A 15,673-nucleotide genomic window follows, 5' to 3' on the forward strand; every position below is an offset into this window, starting at 1 on the left:
TGAAACCTGCTAGCGCATTGCAGCGGCCGCTCAACATCCACGGGGCCGCTCGATGACCCAATCCCATCGCCTTCCCAACGCCGGCCGCCTCACCCCCGCGCGCACCGCGCGTTTCACCTTCGACGGCCAGTCCTTTACCGGCCTTGCCGGCGACACGCTGGCTTCGGCGCTGCTCGCCAACGGTGTCCACCTCGTCGGGCGCTCGTTCAAGTACCACCGTCCGCGCGGCGTGCTGTCGGCTGGCGCGGAGGAGCCCAACGCGCTGGTTACCATCGAGCGCGACGCGGCGCGCAAGACGCCCAACGTCCGCGCTACGGTGCAGGAGATCTATGACGGGCTGAAAAGCAGCTCGCAAAACCGCTGGCCGTCGCTTGCCTTCGACGTGGGCGCCGTCAACGACATCGCCTCGCCGCTGTTTTCCGCCGGCTTCTACTACAAGACCTTCATGTGGCCGAAGGCGGCCTGGAAGAGCTTTTATGAGCCGAGCATTCGATCGGCAGCCGGGCTCGGCGTTGCGCCCGACCAGCCGGACCCGGATCACTACTCCTCGCGCTTCGCCCATTGCGAGGTGCTTGTGCTCGGCGGCGGTGCGGCGGGCCTGGCGGCGGCGCTGGCGGCAGCCGAAAGCGGCGTGCGGGTAATCCTTGCCGATGAGCAGGCCGAGTTCGGCGGCGCCCTGCGCTTCGAGGCGGGCGCAAGGATCGACGGCGAGGACGGATGGGCCTGGGCGCAGGCGGCGGCGGCTCGGCTCGCTGCAATGGACAACGTCCGCATCCTGCCGCGCACGACGGCCTTCGGCTACTACGCCCAGAACATGGTCGGGCTGGTCGAGCGCGTCACCGACCATCTGGCCAGTCCCGGCGGGGAGCAGCCGCGCGAACGGCTTTGGCAGGTGCGCGCCAAGCGCGTCATCCTTGCGACCGGCGCCATCGAACGCCACATGGTGTTTGCCGACAACGACCGCCCCGGCGTCATGCTGGCATCCGCCGCGCGGACTTACCTCAATCATTATGGAGTTGCCGTCGGTCGCAATGTCGGCGTCTACACGGCCAACGATTCTGCCTACGCGGCTGCGGTCGACCTGAGGAAGGCCGGCGTCAACATCGCGGCCATCGTCGATCTGCGCGACAGCCCGAGCGGACCGATCGTGGACGAGGCGAGGGCGATTGGCATCGAGATCAACCCCGGCCGCGCCGTGGTGAAGGCGGGCGGCAAGCTGCGCGTATCGTCGATGACGGTGCAGCCCAAGAATGGCGGGGCGCAGCGCAACATCCCGGTCGATGCGATCCTGGTGTCGGCTGGCTGGACGCCTTCGGTGCATCTCTTCTCCCAGTCGCGGGGCAAGGTCGCCTTCGACGACGCCACGAAACGCTTCCTGCCTGGCCTCTATGCGCAGGACTGCGTGTCGGTCGGCGCCTGCAACGGTGCGGACGACCTGGCGGCGACCGTGGCCGAAGGCCTGAAGGCCGGCGAGAAGGCAGCCAAAGAGGCGGGGGGCACGGTGTCCCGCAGCCTCGGGCCGAAGGTCGATTCGGGCGAGGCGTGGACCGGCGGCATGCTGGGCTCTGGACCAGGCGCCGGCGCTGATGACACGGCCAAGGCCTTCGTCGATTTCCAGAACGACGTCACCGCCAAGGACATCCGGCAGGCGGTGCGCGAGGGCATGCGTTCGATCGAGCATGTCAAGCGCTTCACCACCAACGGCATGGCGACCGACCAGGGCAAAACCTCGAACATGCACGGTCTCGCCATCGCCGCCGAAACGCTCGGCAACAGCATACCGGAGGTTGGGCTGACCACCTTCCGGGCGCCCTACACGCCGGTCACGTTCGGCGCGATCGTCAACCACGCGCGGGGCCCGCTCTTCGATCCGACCCGCAAGACGGCGATCCATCCCTGGGCCGAGGCGCAGGGCGCCGTATTCGAGGACGTCGGCCAGTGGAAGCGCGCCTGGTATTTTCCGCGCGCCGGCGAGGACATGCACGCCGCGGTGAATCGCGAATGCGTTACCGTGCGCAGCACGGCGGGCCTGTTCGACGCATCGACCCTCGGCAAGATCGAGGTGGTCGGGCCCGATGCGGCGAAGTTCATGGAACTGCTCTACACCAACCCGTGGGAGAAGCTGGAGTCCGGCCGCTGCCGGTACGGCATCATGCTGCGCGAGGACGGCTTTATTTATGACGACGGCGTGGTCGGACGTCTTGCGCCGGATCGGTTCCATGTCACGACCACCACCGGCGGCGCGGCGCGCGTCATGAACATGATGGAGGACTATCTCCAGACCGAGTTCCCCCATCTCAATGTCTGGCTGACCTCGATCTCTGAGCAATGGGCGGTGATCGCCGTGCAGGGGCCGAACTCGCGGAAAATTATCGAGCCGCTGGTTGAGGGCATCGACCTGTCGGATGCCGCCATGCCGCACATGTCGGTGCGCGAGGGCAAGATCTGCGGCGTGCCGATACGGCTCTTCCGCATGTCCTTCACCGGCGACCGCGGCTTCGAGGTCAACGTCCCGGCCGACTACGGCCAGGCGGTCTGGGAAGCGCTGTGGGAGGAGGGCCAGAAGCACGGCGCCTGCGCCTATGGCACCGAGGCCATGCACGTACTGCGGGCGGAAAAGGGCTACATCATCGTCGGCCAGGACACAGACGGCACGGTCACGCCCAACGATGCGGGACTGGACTGGGCCGTGGGCAAGAGGAAGACCGATTTCGTCGGCATCCGCGGCATGAAGCGGCCCGATCTCGTTGCGCCGGGGCGCAGGCAACTCGTCGGGCTGAAGACCAAAGATCCCAAGACCGTGCTCGAAGAAGGCGCGCAGATCGTCGAGGACCCAAAGCAGGCGATCCCGATGAAGATGATCGGGCACGTCACATCGAGCTACTGGTCGGAGAATTGCGACCGCTCGATCGCGCTCGCGCTGGTCGCGGGCGGCCGGGACCGCATGGGCGAAACGCTCTACGTGCCGATGGCCGACCGAACGATCGAGGTGGAGGTGACTGGCATGGTGTTCTTCGACGAGAAGGGAGAGCGCCTCAATGGCTAAGTCGACGAAGAAGGCCGGCGAAGCAAGGCAGCGACGCAGGAGCTTGACGACACCCCCCTCTGTCCTGCCGGACATCTCCCCCTCAAGGGGGGAGATCGGCAGCGTCGATGCTGCTGCTCACCTTTCCAGGTCGTTGCCGGTTGGCGAAACCAAAGCGGCCGGTCGAATCTCCCCCCATGAGGGGGAGATGTCCGGCAGGACAGAGGGGGGTGCGAAGAGACGCAGGCCTTCCAGGCCTGCAGCGTCATCCCCAATTGCCACCCAACGCCGCTCCGCCCATGCAGGTCGAGCCTATTCCAGCGCTGCGGCGCGCATAGAAGTCCTGCCGCCGGCCGAGCGCATTTCGCTGCGCGCTCCCGCCGCTTCAGTGGCGGCTCTGTCGAAGGCCCTCGGCGTGAGATTGCCTGATCGCCCGAAGACTTCGGCCTCGGCGAGGGGACGCACGGCGCTCTGGCTCGGTCCCGACGAATGGCTGGTCATCGACGAGGAGGGCAACGATCCGCTCGCTGCGTGCGCCGGCGTTTCGCAGCTGCATTCGGCGGTCGACGTCTCCCATCGCAACGTCGCGTTTTCGGTCGCCGGCCGCGGCGCCGAGGCCTTGCTCAACGCCGGCTGTCCGCAGGACCTCGCCTTGACGGCGTTTCCGGTCGGAGCCTGTTCGCGAACCATACTCGGCAAGATCGAGATCGTGCTACTGCGGACGGCCAAAGAGACGTTCCGCGTCGAGTGCTGGCGTTCCTTCTCGGACTATGCCTTCGCCTTCCTGTCGGATGCGGCGAGGGACCCCGCAGGCTGACGGCGCCCGGTTCCAGGCTCGGCGGGCGCTCCGCGGTCATCACCCTTTGTGGCCAAGGCGCGCCGCGAGATCATGGCCGGCCGGCTTGGCCTGCGTCGAGATCGTTGTTTCGCCGATGGGCAGGACGTGGCATCATGCCCCCCATGCCCAGGTCGAGAAAACCGCCGAAGGACGTCCTGCCTCCCGAAGACCGGCCGGACGACGAAAAGATACTCGAGGAAGAGCTGGAGACGGGGCTTGAGGACACTTTTCCCGCCAGCGATCCGGTGTCGGTGACTTCCACCGCCATTCCCGGGAAGCCTCTGCCGAAAGGCTCGACCGGAAACTAGCGGCGCCCGATTCAATCGTCGTTTGCGGCGCTCAGGTCTTCTGGCCGGATACCGTTGTCGATGCGCGGTGCCAGGATGGCCTGGGCTTCGATCAGACGGCGCGACTTGACGAGCGGTTTGATCGCCGCCCCAAGCAGCGCCATGCGCGGGTTCGCGCGATGCGCCTCGACGGCGGCCCGGTCGGCATACAGTTCGTTGACAACCAGCATGTTCGCCCTCGGCTCGCCCTGCGAGTCGACCGGCCGGGCGACCTCGAACCGAAGGCAACCGCTCTCCTCGTTCAACGTGCGCTGCGCGTGATCGAGCATGATCCGCGTGAAATCCGCGTCCGCCCCCTCGACTGTCTCGAACTCAACGATGATCGTCACCTGAGGCATTGCCGTCCTTTCTTCTGCGTCAAAATGCTAAACCCGGACGGTACCCTTTCGGATCCATTCAAAGAGCGGCGACTCCACCATCGACGGCAAGGGTGTGTCCCGTCATGAATGAATTCTTGGGGTCGGCGGCGAACAGGATGACCTCCACCACCTCGTCTACCTCCGCCACCCGCTTCATTGGCACGCCGCGCGTCAGCGCCGCCAGCGCCTCCTCCTCGGCGAGGCCCACGGCGTTGATGAATTCCTGCGCCATGTGCGTGCGCGCATAGGAGGGGCATACCGCGTTCACCCGTACGCCGTGCGAGGCATACTCCAGCGCCGCCGACCTTGTGAGCCCGACGACGCCGTGCTTGGCCGCGGCATACACCGACAGCTTCGGCGCGCCGCCGACGCCGGCGACCGAGGCGATGTTGACGATGGCTCCGCTGCGCTTGGTGGCGCGGAACTGCTTCTGCAAGGCCGGAATCTGGTGTTTCATGGCATAGAAGACGCCCAGCAGGTCGACTTCGAGGATGCGGCGCGCCTCGTCGCACGGCACCTGCGGCAGCCGTACGTAGCTCTGGGCTATGCCGGCATTGTTGATCGCGATGTCGAGCCCGCCGAAGCGGTCGACGGCGAGCTGCACGAGCCCCTCGGACAGGCTTTCCTCGGATACGTCGCCGGCAAGGGTGGCGGTCTCGCAATCGAGCGAAGCGGCGAGCGCGTCAAGCCGCTCGTCATCGAGGTCCGACAGCACGAGCATCGCGCCTTCCGCCGCAAGCCGTTCGGCCGTGCGTTTGCCGAAACCTCCGGTCGCGCCTGTGACCAGAACGGTCAGCCCTTCGAAACGCCCCATTTCAGCGTCCTTCTGCGATCATTTCCGTGGCCAGCCGGACCATCAGCCCGACCGCTGCTCCATAAGAGCGGGCTTTCTCCGGGTTCGAGGCGTTGCCGTCAAGCGCGCGCTTGTAGACGCCCTGGCAAATCGCGGCCAGCCGGAAGAATGAGAAGGCCAGGAAATAGGTCCAGTCGGGAATGTCCGCGAGTCCGCGTTTGCGGCAGTATGCTTCGACATAGGCCTGTTCGGCAGGCAGGCCGAGCGCTGCACGGTCGACGCCGCCCAGCCCGCGAAATGACGAAGAATTGGGCAGCCGCCACTGCATACACTGGTAGGCGAGATCGGCGAAGGGGTGCCCCAGTGTCGACAGCTCCCAGTCGAGCACCGCGGCCACCTCGTTGCGTCCCGGCGCAAAGATCATGTTGTCGAGCCGGTAGTCGCCATGCACCAGCGAGACGCGGCCGTCGTCCGGCGGCAGGTGACGCTCCAGCCAGGCGATCAGGGCGTCCATGTCGGCGATCGTTTCGGTCTGCGACACACGGTATTGGCTGCTCCAGCGTGCGAGCTGCCGCTCGAAATAGCTTCCGGGTTTGCCGAGATCCGCCAGTCCTACGGCTTCGACGTCGATGTCGTGAAGCGCCGCCAGCGTGCTGTTCATAGCGTCATAGATTGCCGTCCGATCGCCGTTGGAGGCCAGTTCCGGGAGCGCAGGATCCCAGAAGATGCGGCCCTCGACATAGGTCATGACGTAGAACATGCGGCCGATCGGCGATTCGTCGGCGCTCAAGTGTTGCATCGGCGGCACCGGCACCTTGCTGCCCGCGAGCGCCTTCATGATCCGGTACTCGCGGTCGACCTGGTGCGCCGATTTGAGCAGTTCGCCGGGCGGCTTGGCCCTCAGCACATATCGTCCGGAGGCGGCCGTCAGCAGATAGGTCGGATTGGACTGGCCCGAACTGAACTTCTCGACAGATCTCAGGCCGCGGAAGCCATGGACATGGGCTTCCAGATAGGGCGCGAGGGTTGCTGTCTCGAGCGCGTTCGGATCGTTCACTCGGGCCTTTCCTTGGGAGCGATCACGGTCGCCCAGCGCGCCACCAATGCCGGCTTCGGCGCTTTCTCGATCTCGATAGTGACGTCGTAGCTGACATGGATCCAGCCCGACGGGCGCACCTTGGTCTCCGCCAGTACGAACCGGGTGCGGATCCGCGAGCCGGTCTTGACCGGCGTCAGGAAGCGCAGGCTGTCAAAGCCCTGGTTGATCGCCATGCCGGCGCCGGCCAGCGGCGGCAGCGTCTCGTAGGTCATCGCCGACAGCAGCGAAAGCGTCAGGAAGCCATGGGCGATGGTGCCGCCGAAGGGCGTCTCGCGTGCGGCGCGTTCGGGATCGCAATGAATGAACTGATGATCGTCCGTGGCGTCGGCGAAGAGGTCGATCATGTGCTGCGTTACCTCGCGCCAAGGCGAAACGCCGATCTCCTTTCCGACGGAGGCCTGCAGTTGATCAAGCGTGACCGGTTCCATTCCCATCCTCTGAAACGACGTTCCTTCGCGCCCGATCAATCCTTGAAAAGGGTCAGGCCGTGTTGCACCGACTGACCGCCGTCGATGGGGAGAATCGCCCCGGTGACATAGCGGCCGGCCTTACTGCACAGATAGAGCGTGGCGCCCGCGATGTCATCCGGTTCCCCGATGCGGCCGAGGGGTACATGGCTCCCTACCTTCTCCTTGCCTTCCTCGGTGGCCGTCGCGAAGGCCGTCATGCGGCTGCGGAACGGCCCTGGCGCGAAGGCATTGACGGTGATGCGGCGGCTGGCAAACTCGATGGCGAGGGTGCGCGTCAGGTGATGCACGGCCGCCTTCGAGGCGGTGTAGGAATAGGCGTCGTCGGCCAGTGGCTGGGTGCCCATGACCGAGCCCAGATTGATCACGCGGGCCGGATCGTCGTCGGAGGCGGCGGCATCCAGCAGCGGCAGCAGTTCGCGCGTGAGATGGAAGACCGCCGTGACGTTGACGTTCAGTACCTTCGCCCAGGCCTGGTAAGGAAAGGTTTCAAGCGGCGCGCCCCACGACACACCCGCGTTGTTGATGAGGATGTGCAGGCGCTCCACACGGCGCTTCACCTCGTCGACCAGGGCAGCCAAGCCTCCTTCCGTGCTCACGTCGCCGGCGAAACCCTCGACCTTGCCGGGGCCGCCCAACGCGTTGATCTCGCTGGCGACGCGCTCGCAGTCCTCCCCCTTGCGCGACGCGATCATCACCCTGGCTCCCGCCTGCGCCAGCGCCGTCGCAGCCATGCGCCCGATGCCCGTCGCCCCGCCCGTCACCACCGCCGTCTTGCCTTGCACGGAGAACATTTCTTCAAGGTAGCTCATGCGCGTTTCCTCTCCGCGAGCAGGCCGGGGTCGGTTGACACCACGAGTGCTGGTAGCACATCGTTACCCGGCCGTGACCCCGTTGCGGCATGGAATCCCCTGCGACCGGAGGACAGGTTTGCCTGGCATGAATCTCGGAATGACAGAGCGGCTGAAGCCGATCCACGAAAAGGTTGCGGCCATGGTGCGCGACGAGATCGCGCCACTGGACGGGGAGTTTCTGGCCGAAGTCGGCAGGGAAGGCGACCGCTGGGCCTACACCCGTCGTCAGACCGAAATTCTGGAGGGGCTGAAGGCCAAGGCGCGGGAGCGCGGTCTTTGGAACTTCTGGCTTACCGGTTCAGAGCGAGGCTTCGGCCTGACCACGGTCGAATATGCCTACCTGGCCGAGGAGATGGGCAAGGCGCATCTCGGCGCGGAGACCTTCAACTGCTCTGCCCCCGATACAGGCAACATGGAGGTGCTGGAGCGCTATGGCAGCGACCAGCACAAGCAGCGCTGGCTGGCGCCGCTGCTCGAGGGGAAGATCCGGTCTGCCTATTTGATGACCGAGCCCGATGTCGCCTCTTCGGACGCGACCAACGTCGCCATGCGCTGCGAAGCCGAAGGCGACGACTACGTGCTGAACGGCGAGAAATGGTGGTCGTCCGGGGCCGGCGACCCACGCTGCGCCATCTACATCGTCATGGTGCGCACGCCGGATGCGGCACGCCCGAAGCACCAGCAGCATTCGATGATACTGGCGCCTGCCGATACCAAGGGAATCACGAAGCTTCGCGCCATGCAGGTGTATGGGGAGGACGACGCACCGCACGGCCACCTGCACCTGAAGTTCGAGAACGTCCGTGTGCCGAAAGGGAACCTGCTTCTCGGCGAGGGCAGGGGCTTCGAGATCGCGCAGGGCAGGCTCGGGCCCGGTCGCATCCATCACTGCATGCGCGCCATCGGGCAGGCAGAAAGGGCGCTGGAGCTGATGTGCCGCCGCGCCTTGCGGCGCGAAGCCTTCGGCCAGCCTTTGGCGAAGCTCGGCGCCAACTACGACATCATCGCCGAATGTCGCATGGAGATCGAGATGGCGCGGCTGCTCTGCCTGAAGGCCGCATGGATGATGGATCAGGGCGATGCACGCGCTGCCGCGCCTTGGATCAGCCAGATCAAGGTGGTGGCGCCACGCGTGGCGCTGAAGGTCGTCGACGAGGCGGTGCAGATGCATGGCGGGCAGGGCATCAGCCAGGACACGCCGCTCGCCCGCGCCTGGACGCATCTCAGGACCCTTCGCCTCGCCGACGGGCCTGACGCGGTCCACCGCCGGCAGGTCGCTCGGGCAGAACTGGCGAAGTACACGCAGGAGAGGGTGTAGCGCCGAGGCTCGCCCATGCTTCACGATTGGCGGCGGTAGCGCCTGTTCCAGTCGGCAATGTGCCTCTCGGCCGGCGCTACGCCAGGCCCCGGGCGCTCTCCCAGAGTTGTAAAAGGAAGACCGATCCTGCCATGAAAGCCATCATCGCCCGCGCCTTCGCGCCGCTCGACCAACTCGACTATGCGGACTGGCCTGAACCCGAGGCAACCGGCTCGACGGTCGCCATCGCCGCCGAGGCGATCGGCGTCAATTTCCCGGACGGCCTGCTGGTGCAGGGGCTCTACCAGATGAAGCCGCCGCTGCCCTTCGTTCCTGGCATGGAAGTCGCGGGCCGGGTCGTTTCGGTCGGGCCTGACGTCAGCGATCTCAAGGCGGGCGATCGGGTTGCAGCCCTCGCCACGCTCGGATGCTACGCCGAAACGGTCGGCGTCGACCGGCACTCCGTCTTCAAGCTGCCCGACGGGATGAGCGCGGCCGACGCCTGCGCTCTGCTGTGCGGCTACGGCACGTCCCACTACGCGCTGAAGCAACGCGGCGAGCTGAAGCCGGGCGAGACCCTGTGCGTTCTGGGCGCGGCAGGCGTCACCGGCCTCGCCGCAATCCAGATCGGCAAGGCTTTGGGGGCACGCGTGATCGCCGTCGCGTCGAGCAGCGAGAAACAGGCGGTCGCCCGCGCGTCGGGGGCCGACATCGTGCTCGGCTACGATAATCTGAAGGAAGCCCTGAAAGAAGCCACGGCGGGGAAGGGCGTCGATGTCGCCTTCGACCCGGTCGGGGGTGATACATTCGATGCACTCTCCCGATCGATGGGCTGGAAGGGTCGGCTGCTGGTCGTCGGCTTTGCTGCGGGAAAGATCCCGCTGTTTCCGGTCAACCTGGCGCTGGTCAAGGGCTTCAGCGTCGTCGGGGTGTTCTGGGGGGCATTCACGGACAAGGAACCCGACGTCAATGCGGAGAACATGCAGGAACTGATCGGCTGGTACGCCGCCGGCAAGGTCAAGCCGCATATCGAGGGTGTCTATCCGCTCAGCGACGCTGTCGAGGTGCTGAAGCGCGTGCACGCGAGGGGAGCGGTCGGCAAGATCATACTCAAGCCATGAGGAGAACGACGATGATCATCCCAACGGAAATGCGCGCGCTTCTGCTGACGGGCGAGGGCTACGCGGCAGCGCCCTCCGGCGGCGAACTGGAGGCGATGGAGCCCTATGTCTCGCTCGACTCGATCAGCGTGCCCGAGCCGGGGCCGAAGCAGGTGCTGGTCAAGGTGCGTCTCGCCTCGATCAACCCGTCCGACGTGATGTTCGTGAAAGGTCTATACGGCCAGCCGCGCGTCAAGGGGCAGCCGGCGGGCTTCGAGGGCGTCGGCGAAGTGGTGGCGGCGGGTGGCGAGCCACAGGCGCAGGCACTTGTCGGCAAGCGGGTGGCGTTTGCCACGGGCGTCAGCAACTGGGGTTCGTGGGCCGAGTACGCCATTGCCGAGGCGGGAGCGTGCATTCCGCTTATCGACACTGTGCGCGACGAAGACGGCGCCGCCATGATCGTGAACCCGCTTACCGCGCTGGCCATGTTCGGCATCGTCAAGGACGAGGGCGAAAAGGCATTCGTCATGACGGCCGGCGCCAGCCAGCTCTGCAAGCTGATCATCGGCCTTGCCAGCGAGGCCGGGTTTCGGCCGATCGTGACTGTCAGGCGCGACGAACAGATAGCTCCGCTCAAGGGGTTGGGCGCTGCGCATGTGCTGAACGAAAAGAGCCCGGAGTTCGGCCAGGCGCTGCGCGAGGTGCTGAAGACCGAGCAGCCGCGCATCCTGCTCGATGCGGTGACCGGGCCGGTCGCCTCCACGATCTTCCATCTCATGCCGCGGGGCGCGCGCTGGATCGTCTATGGCCGGCTGGATACGGGTACGACGGCCATCAAGGAACCGGGCCAGCTCATCTTCCAGCAGAAGGTCGTTGAGGGCTTCTGGCTGCCGATGTGGATGCGCAAGTCGACGGAGCGCCGCGAGGCGGCGGTCATGGAAGCGCAGAGGCGCTTTTCGGATGGCCGCTGGGCTACGGACGTGACGGCAACCGTGCCGCTTGGCGAGGCGATGACGCGCGTTCCGAAAGAACTCGCCAAGCCGAACGGCAAGGTTTTCATCAAGCCGTAGCGGCGACCGTCCGGAAGGTCTCGATGGCTATTCTGCCGGCTTCATGCCCGAATACGCCGCCTCTTCGAGCTCACGCTTCAGGCGCGCCTCTTCCTGCACCTTCGGGGTCACGAAGCGGCCGAGCAGGAGATAGGCGACGGGCGTCAGGAACAGCGTCGAGACGGTGGCAAGGCCGAGGCCGCCGACGATGACCCAGCCGAGAGCAACGCGAGCTTCCGCGCCGGCGCCGCTGGCGAGCACCAGCGGTAGGCCGCCCAGCACGGTGCAGATCATTGTCATCAGCACCGGCCGCAGCCTTATGTTCGACGCTTCCTCGATCGCCTCGCGCACGCCGAGGCCGCGGTCGCGCAGCTGGTTGGCGAACTCCACGATCAGGATGCCGTTCTTGGCCATGATGCCGACAAGCAGCACGAGGCCGATCTGGCTGTAGGCGTTGAGGCTGGTGCCGGTGAGGATCAGCGCGAAGATGGCGCAGGCGAGGCCGAGCGGCACGGTCGCCATGATGATGACAGCGCTGACGAAGCTCTCGAACTGCGCAGCCAGCACCAGGAGGATGATGACCAGCGCGAAGCCGAAGATTGTGATCATGCCGCTGTTGGTTTCGCCGAGCGTCGCCGCCTCGGCGAGCGGCACCAGCCGGCTGCCGGGCGGCAGCAGCGGAGCTGCGATCTCCTGCGCCTGCTCGAGCGCATCGCCGAGGGCGAAATCGCTGCGCAGATTGGTGGTGATGCCGATCGAGGGTTGCCGCTGCTCGCGCGTTAGCGACGGCGGCACGGCCCGTTCCGTCAGCGTCGCGATCGTCGACATCGGCACATAGCGCCCGTCGGTCGTCTTCAGGAAGATGTTCTCGAGGTCGGTCGGGTCGTTAACCGGGTTGGTGGTGGACACCAGCTTCACGCCATAGGCCCGGTCGGCGACATAGACGTCGCCGATCTCGTTGCCGTCCAGCATCGCCTGCATCGTGTTGGCCAGCCTGGTGATGTCGATGCCGAGGTCGGAGGCGCGGGTGCGGTCGATGGCGACGCTCAGTTGCGGCTGGGTCGCGTCTACCGACAGCCGCGGCTGCAGGAAGCGCGGATCGTTGCGCATCTGATCGATCATCTGCGCGGCGGCCTCGCTGAGCGCGGCGCGGTCGTTGCCGACCAGCGCGAATTGCAGGCCGTTGCCGGCGCCGCGGATGCCTAGGCTGTTTGGCTGCACGGGAAAGACGCGGACGCTCGGAACCTGCGCGACCAGCCGGCTCACCTCGGCGGCGATCTGCTGCTGGGTGCGCTCGCGCTCGTCCCATGGAGCGAGCGTCAGCACCATGAAGCCGGAATTGTAGGCGCCGCCGCCACCGGCATTGCTGAAAGTGGCGACGATTTCGCCCGAGTCGCGCAAGGGGCGGATCAGGTCCTCGATGCGGCGCATCTGCTCCGCGGTGTAGTCGAGGCTCACGCCCTGCGGCGCGCTGATGCGCAGCATGACCGCCGAGCGGTCCTCCACCGGCGTCAGCTCTTGGCGGATGGTACCGAACATGGAGAAGGCGGTGCCGGCGAACAGCACAGCCACCAGGACCACGATCAGCGGAGCCTCCAAGCACACCCTGAGCGAGCGGCGGTAGAGGCCGGCCAGCATACCGCCGACCTTGGCGCCGAGCCCGTTGCTTTCGTGATTGCCGGCCGATGCGGTCGACAACATGCGTGAGGCCAGCATCGGGCAGAGTGTAAGCGCCACGATGGAGGACAGGAACACCGCGATGGCAAGGACGAAGCCGAACTCCCGGAATAGCCCGCCCGTCTGGCCGGGAAGGAAGGAGATGGGCACGAAAACCGCGACCAGCGTCGCCGTCGTCGCGAGGACGGCGAAGAACACTTCCTGGGTGCCAAGTACCGCGGCGGCCCGCGGGCCCATGCCCTGGTTGCGCCGCCGAACGACGTTCTCCAGCACCACGATCGCGTCGTCCACGACGAGGCCGGTGGCGAGCACCAGCGCCAGAAGCGTCAGGATGTTGATGGAGAAGCCGGCGAGATAGATCGCCGCGATGGTGCCGATGAGGGCGACCGGCATGGACAGGCCGGGGATCAGCGTCGCCCGCCAGTCGAGAAGGAACACGTAGATGACCAGCAGCACGATGCTGACCGAGAGCACCAGCGCGATCTCGACTTCGTGCACGGCGCCGTTGACGAAGGTGGCGTCGTCGCTGGTCACCTTGATCGTCATGCCTTCCGGCAGGTCGGCCTGCAGGCGCTCGACAGCGGCTCGGACGCCCTCGGAGATATCAAGCGTGTTTGATTCTGCCGCGCGCACGATGCCGATGCCGATGCCGGTCTTGCCGTCGGAGCGAAGGGTCGTCTGGCCGATGTCGGGTCCTAGGGTGACCGTCGCCACATCCCGGATGTGGGCGTTGTCGCCGATGACGATCTCTTCGAACTGCTCCGGCGTCGTGACGTCGGCGGTGGTGCGGACGATCAGGTCCTGGTTGCTGGTCGTGATGGATCCGGCCGGCGTGTCGAAGGCGACGGAGGCCAGCGCGTTGCGCAGGTCCGCGACGGTCAGCCCGAGGCTGGCGAGTTTCGCCTGGTCGACGTCGATGCGGAAGATCTTCTCGCGGTCGCCATAGACCTGGACGTCGGCGACGCCCGGGACGGCGGCCAGCACATCCTCGATCTGGTCCTCGACAACGACCGTCATATCCTCGACGGAAAGGGTATCGGAGGTGACGGCAAGCCGCATCACGGCGTCAGCGTTGGCGTCCGCCTTGACGATGCGGGGGGCGTCCGCCTCGTCGGGCAGCCGGTTGCCGAGCCGGCTGACGGCGTCGCGCACATCGGAGGCCGCGACGTCGAGATCGACGCCGTCGTTGAACTCGATGGTGACGCGGCTGCGGCCGAAGGAGGATGTCGAGGAGATCGACTTCACGCCCGATACGCGGGCGACACTGCCTTCAATCGGATCGGTGAGCTCGCGGTCGACCGTTTCAGCGGCGGCGCCGGTGAAGTCGGTGTTCACCGTGATGATGGCGCGGTCGACGTCAGGCAGCTCGCGGACCTCGACGCCGTAGAAAGCCGCAAGGCCGGCGACGGCGATCAGGGTGTTCAGCACGAAGGCCAGCACGGGCCTCCGGACAAACAGCGCCGTGAAGCCGGTCTCGGTAGATTTCGTTGCGTCCGTCATCGGCTCATGACCCGCCAGGCGCGGGCGGCTGCTCGTTGCGGGCGATGCGCACCTCGTCACCCTCGCGGATGTTCTGCACACCCTCGGTCACCACCATGTCGCCGCTGGCGACGCCGGCCTCGATCAGCACGCTTTCGGTGTTGCGCTGGATGATGCGGACCGGCACGCGCTTGGCCTTGCCGGCATCGACCGCCCAGATGTAGGCGCCGTCGGCTCCCCATTGGATCGCCAAGGGGCTCACGGCCGGGTAGGTGTCGCCGGGAAAGCGCATGGTGATCTCGAAGGACATGCCGGCGCGGAGCGAATCGGCCGGATTTGCGATTCTCGCCTGGACCCAGAGAGTGCGGCTCTTGTCGTCGATGCGGTTGTCGATTGCCGAAATCGTCCCGCGGAAACTCTCCTTCGGGTTGGCGAGCGGCGTGGCCGACAACTCGGCGCCGATGCGCACGGCTGCCGCGAAGCGCTCCGGCACCCAGAAATCCACCAGGATGCTCGATCGGTCGTCGATGGTCGCGATGGCCGACTGGCTGGTCACGTTGTTGCCTGCCTCGATCGGCAGGATGCCGACGATCCCGGAGATCGGCGCGACGACCGAGCGGCGGTCAAGCGCCACCTGCGCCTCATGCACCGAGAGCTCGGCATTGCGCAGTTCGGTCTCGGCGTCGGTCAGCTGCACTACGGTGGTCGCGTTCGAACTGCGCAGGGCGCGGAAGCGGGTCACCTTCGCATCCGCCTGGTCCCGCGCCACCTTGGCGCGTTCGAGGGCAATCTCCTCGGTCTCGGAATCGAGGCGCGCGATCACCTGGCCGGAGTTCACATGCGCGCCGGACTGTACGACGAATTCGGTGAGGCGGCCGGACGTGTAGGGCGTCACGGTGACCGTCGCGTTGGCGCGACCTGTGCCGATGGCGCGAAGCCGGTCGTTGATGGTCTCCATCGTGACCTGGTCGGTGATGACCGGCAATGTCGGGGCGGCGCGGGGTGGCTGGTTGCCAGCCGGCTTCCCGTCAGCGGCGGGGGTGGCCGCCAGCGCCCATTCGAAGCCCCATCCCGCCAGGGTCTCCTGCGCGCCGGGGAAGAAGCGGACCCAGACGCCCGCTGCGACGAGCAGGATCGCCACGCACAGGAGGATCTGCTTCCAAACTTTCATGCACGCCCCAGCTCATGAGAAACCGCTGCCCCGTGTGAATGGCAGCTACTTTCCGGCTTGCTCGTCCCCGCAACCCGATATGAGGGCTTTATTGCAATTCTCAACCTGTTGGACAGCC

The 15,673-nt window shown here is 66.3% G+C and carries 13 protein-coding genes; 6 read left to right on the plus strand and 7 right to left on the minus strand.

What is annotated here, in order from left to right; genetic code table 11:
- Positions 1 to 52 precede the first annotated feature (52 nt).
- The 3 genes from PD284_RS08335 (at position 53) to PD284_RS08345 (ending at position 4,171) form a co-directional block, all read left to right on the plus strand.
- On the plus strand, positions 53 to 3,046 hold the full coding sequence (locus PD284_RS08335; protein WP_274627743.1) for a sarcosine oxidase subunit alpha: 2,994 nt from the start codon (positions 53 to 55) through the stop codon (positions 3,044 to 3,046).
- 187 nt (positions 3,047 to 3,233) lie between these two features.
- A complete protein-coding gene (locus PD284_RS08340; RefSeq protein WP_274627744.1) occupies positions 3,234 to 3,842 on the plus strand; it encodes a sarcosine oxidase subunit gamma in 609 nt (202 codons plus the stop codon).
- Between the two features lie 134 nt (positions 3,843 to 3,976).
- Positions 3,977 to 4,171, plus strand: a complete 195-nt coding sequence (locus PD284_RS08345) for a hypothetical protein (RefSeq protein ID WP_274630743.1) — start codon at positions 3,977 to 3,979, stop codon at positions 4,169 to 4,171.
- 11 nt (positions 4,172 to 4,182) lie between these two features.
- Here PD284_RS08345 and PD284_RS08350 read toward each other — a convergent pair whose 3' ends face one another.
- Genes PD284_RS08350 through PD284_RS08370 form a run of 5 tightly spaced genes read right to left on the minus strand, consistent with a single transcriptional unit; the run spans position 4,183 to position 7,740 of the window.
- A complete protein-coding gene (locus PD284_RS08350) occupies positions 4,183 to 4,548 on the minus strand; it encodes a putative quinol monooxygenase (protein ID WP_274627745.1) in 366 nt (121 codons plus the stop codon).
- Positions 4,549 to 4,606: 58 nt separating this feature from the next.
- A complete protein-coding gene (locus tag PD284_RS08355) occupies positions 4,607 to 5,383 on the minus strand; it encodes an SDR family NAD(P)-dependent oxidoreductase (RefSeq protein WP_274627746.1) in 777 nt (258 codons plus the stop codon).
- Between the two features lies 1 nt (position 5,384).
- Complete coding sequence (locus tag PD284_RS08360; RefSeq protein WP_274627747.1) at positions 5,385 to 6,419, minus strand: phosphotransferase family protein; 1,035 nt, start codon at positions 6,417 to 6,419, stop codon at positions 5,385 to 5,387.
- Positions 6,416 to 6,889 carry a MaoC family dehydratase gene (locus PD284_RS08365; protein WP_274627748.1) on the minus strand — a complete coding sequence of 158 codons (474 nt, stop codon included), beginning with the start codon at positions 6,887 to 6,889 and terminating at the stop codon, positions 6,416 to 6,418. Before PD284_RS08365 ends, PD284_RS08360 begins: the two co-directional genes overlap by 4 nt.
- 35 nt (positions 6,890 to 6,924) lie before the next feature.
- A complete protein-coding gene (locus PD284_RS08370) occupies positions 6,925 to 7,740 on the minus strand; it encodes an SDR family oxidoreductase (protein WP_274627749.1) in 816 nt (271 codons plus the stop codon).
- 118 nt (positions 7,741 to 7,858) lie between these two features.
- Here PD284_RS08370 and PD284_RS08375 point away from each other — a divergent pair, with 118 nt between their 5' ends.
- The 3 genes from PD284_RS08375 (at position 7,859) to PD284_RS08385 (ending at position 11,249) form a co-directional block, all read left to right on the plus strand.
- Positions 7,859 to 9,100 carry an acyl-CoA dehydrogenase family protein gene (locus tag PD284_RS08375; protein WP_274627750.1) on the plus strand — a complete coding sequence of 414 codons (1,242 nt, stop codon included), beginning with the start codon at positions 7,859 to 7,861 and terminating at the stop codon, positions 9,098 to 9,100.
- Positions 9,101 to 9,231: 131 nt separating this feature from the next.
- Positions 9,232 to 10,200, plus strand: coding sequence for an NADPH:quinone oxidoreductase family protein (locus tag PD284_RS08380; RefSeq protein ID WP_274627751.1), 969 nt, complete (start codon positions 9,232 to 9,234; stop codon positions 10,198 to 10,200).
- Positions 10,201 to 10,211: 11 nt separating this feature from the next.
- Entirely contained in the window at positions 10,212 to 11,249 is a 1,038-nt protein-coding gene (locus PD284_RS08385) for a zinc-binding dehydrogenase (RefSeq protein WP_274627752.1), read from the plus strand.
- 27 nt (positions 11,250 to 11,276) lie between these two features.
- On the opposite strand, the gene PD284_RS08390 is transcribed toward PD284_RS08385, so the two are convergent.
- Both PD284_RS08390 and PD284_RS08395 read right to left on the minus strand, forming a co-directional pair.
- Positions 11,277 to 14,405, minus strand: coding sequence for an efflux RND transporter permease subunit (locus PD284_RS08390; RefSeq protein ID WP_274627753.1), 3,129 nt, complete (start codon positions 14,403 to 14,405; stop codon positions 11,277 to 11,279).
- Between the two features lie 4 nt (positions 14,406 to 14,409).
- Entirely contained in the window at positions 14,410 to 15,555 is a 1,146-nt protein-coding gene (locus PD284_RS08395; protein WP_274627754.1) for an efflux RND transporter periplasmic adaptor subunit, read from the minus strand.
- Positions 15,556 to 15,673 lie beyond the last annotated feature (118 nt).

The organism is Mesorhizobium shangrilense, assembly GCF_028826155.1.
GTDB classification, from domain to species: domain Bacteria; phylum Pseudomonadota; class Alphaproteobacteria; order Rhizobiales; family Rhizobiaceae; genus Arvimicrobium; species Arvimicrobium flavum.

What these genes read in the sequence shown, in the direction of transcription:
- PD284_RS08335 (WP_274627743.1), top strand. Translation starts at nt 53, where the DNA reads ATGACCCAATCCCATCGCCTTCCCAACGCCGGCCGCCTCACCCCCGCG.
- PD284_RS08340 (WP_274627744.1), top strand. Translation starts at nt 3,234, where the DNA reads ATGTCCGGCAGGACAGAGGGGGGTGCGAAGAGACGCAGGCCTTCCAGG.
- PD284_RS08345 (WP_274630743.1), top strand. Translation starts at nt 3,977, where the DNA reads ATGCCCCCCATGCCCAGGTCGAGAAAACCGCCGAAGGACGTCCTGCCT.
- PD284_RS08350 (WP_274627745.1), bottom strand. Translation starts at nt 4,548, where the DNA reads ATGCCTCAGGTGACGATCATCGTTGAGTTCGAGACAGTCGAGGGGGCG.
- PD284_RS08355 (WP_274627746.1), bottom strand. Translation starts at nt 5,383, where the DNA reads ATGGGGCGTTTCGAAGGGCTGACCGTTCTGGTCACAGGCGCGACCGGA.
- PD284_RS08365 (WP_274627748.1), bottom strand. Translation starts at nt 6,889, where the DNA reads ATGGAACCGGTCACGCTTGATCAACTGCAGGCCTCCGTCGGAAAGGAG.
- PD284_RS08370 (WP_274627749.1), bottom strand. Translation starts at nt 7,740, where the DNA reads ATGAGCTACCTTGAAGAAATGTTCTCCGTGCAAGGCAAGACGGCGGTG.
- PD284_RS08380 (WP_274627751.1), top strand. Translation starts at nt 9,232, where the DNA reads ATGAAAGCCATCATCGCCCGCGCCTTCGCGCCGCTCGACCAACTCGAC.
- PD284_RS08385 (WP_274627752.1), top strand. Translation starts at nt 10,212, where the DNA reads ATGATCATCCCAACGGAAATGCGCGCGCTTCTGCTGACGGGCGAGGGC.
- PD284_RS08390 (WP_274627753.1), bottom strand. Translation starts at nt 14,405, where the DNA reads ATGACGGACGCAACGAAATCTACCGAGACCGGCTTCACGGCGCTGTTT.
- PD284_RS08395 (WP_274627754.1), bottom strand. Translation starts at nt 15,555, where the DNA reads ATGAAAGTTTGGAAGCAGATCCTCCTGTGCGTGGCGATCCTGCTCGTC.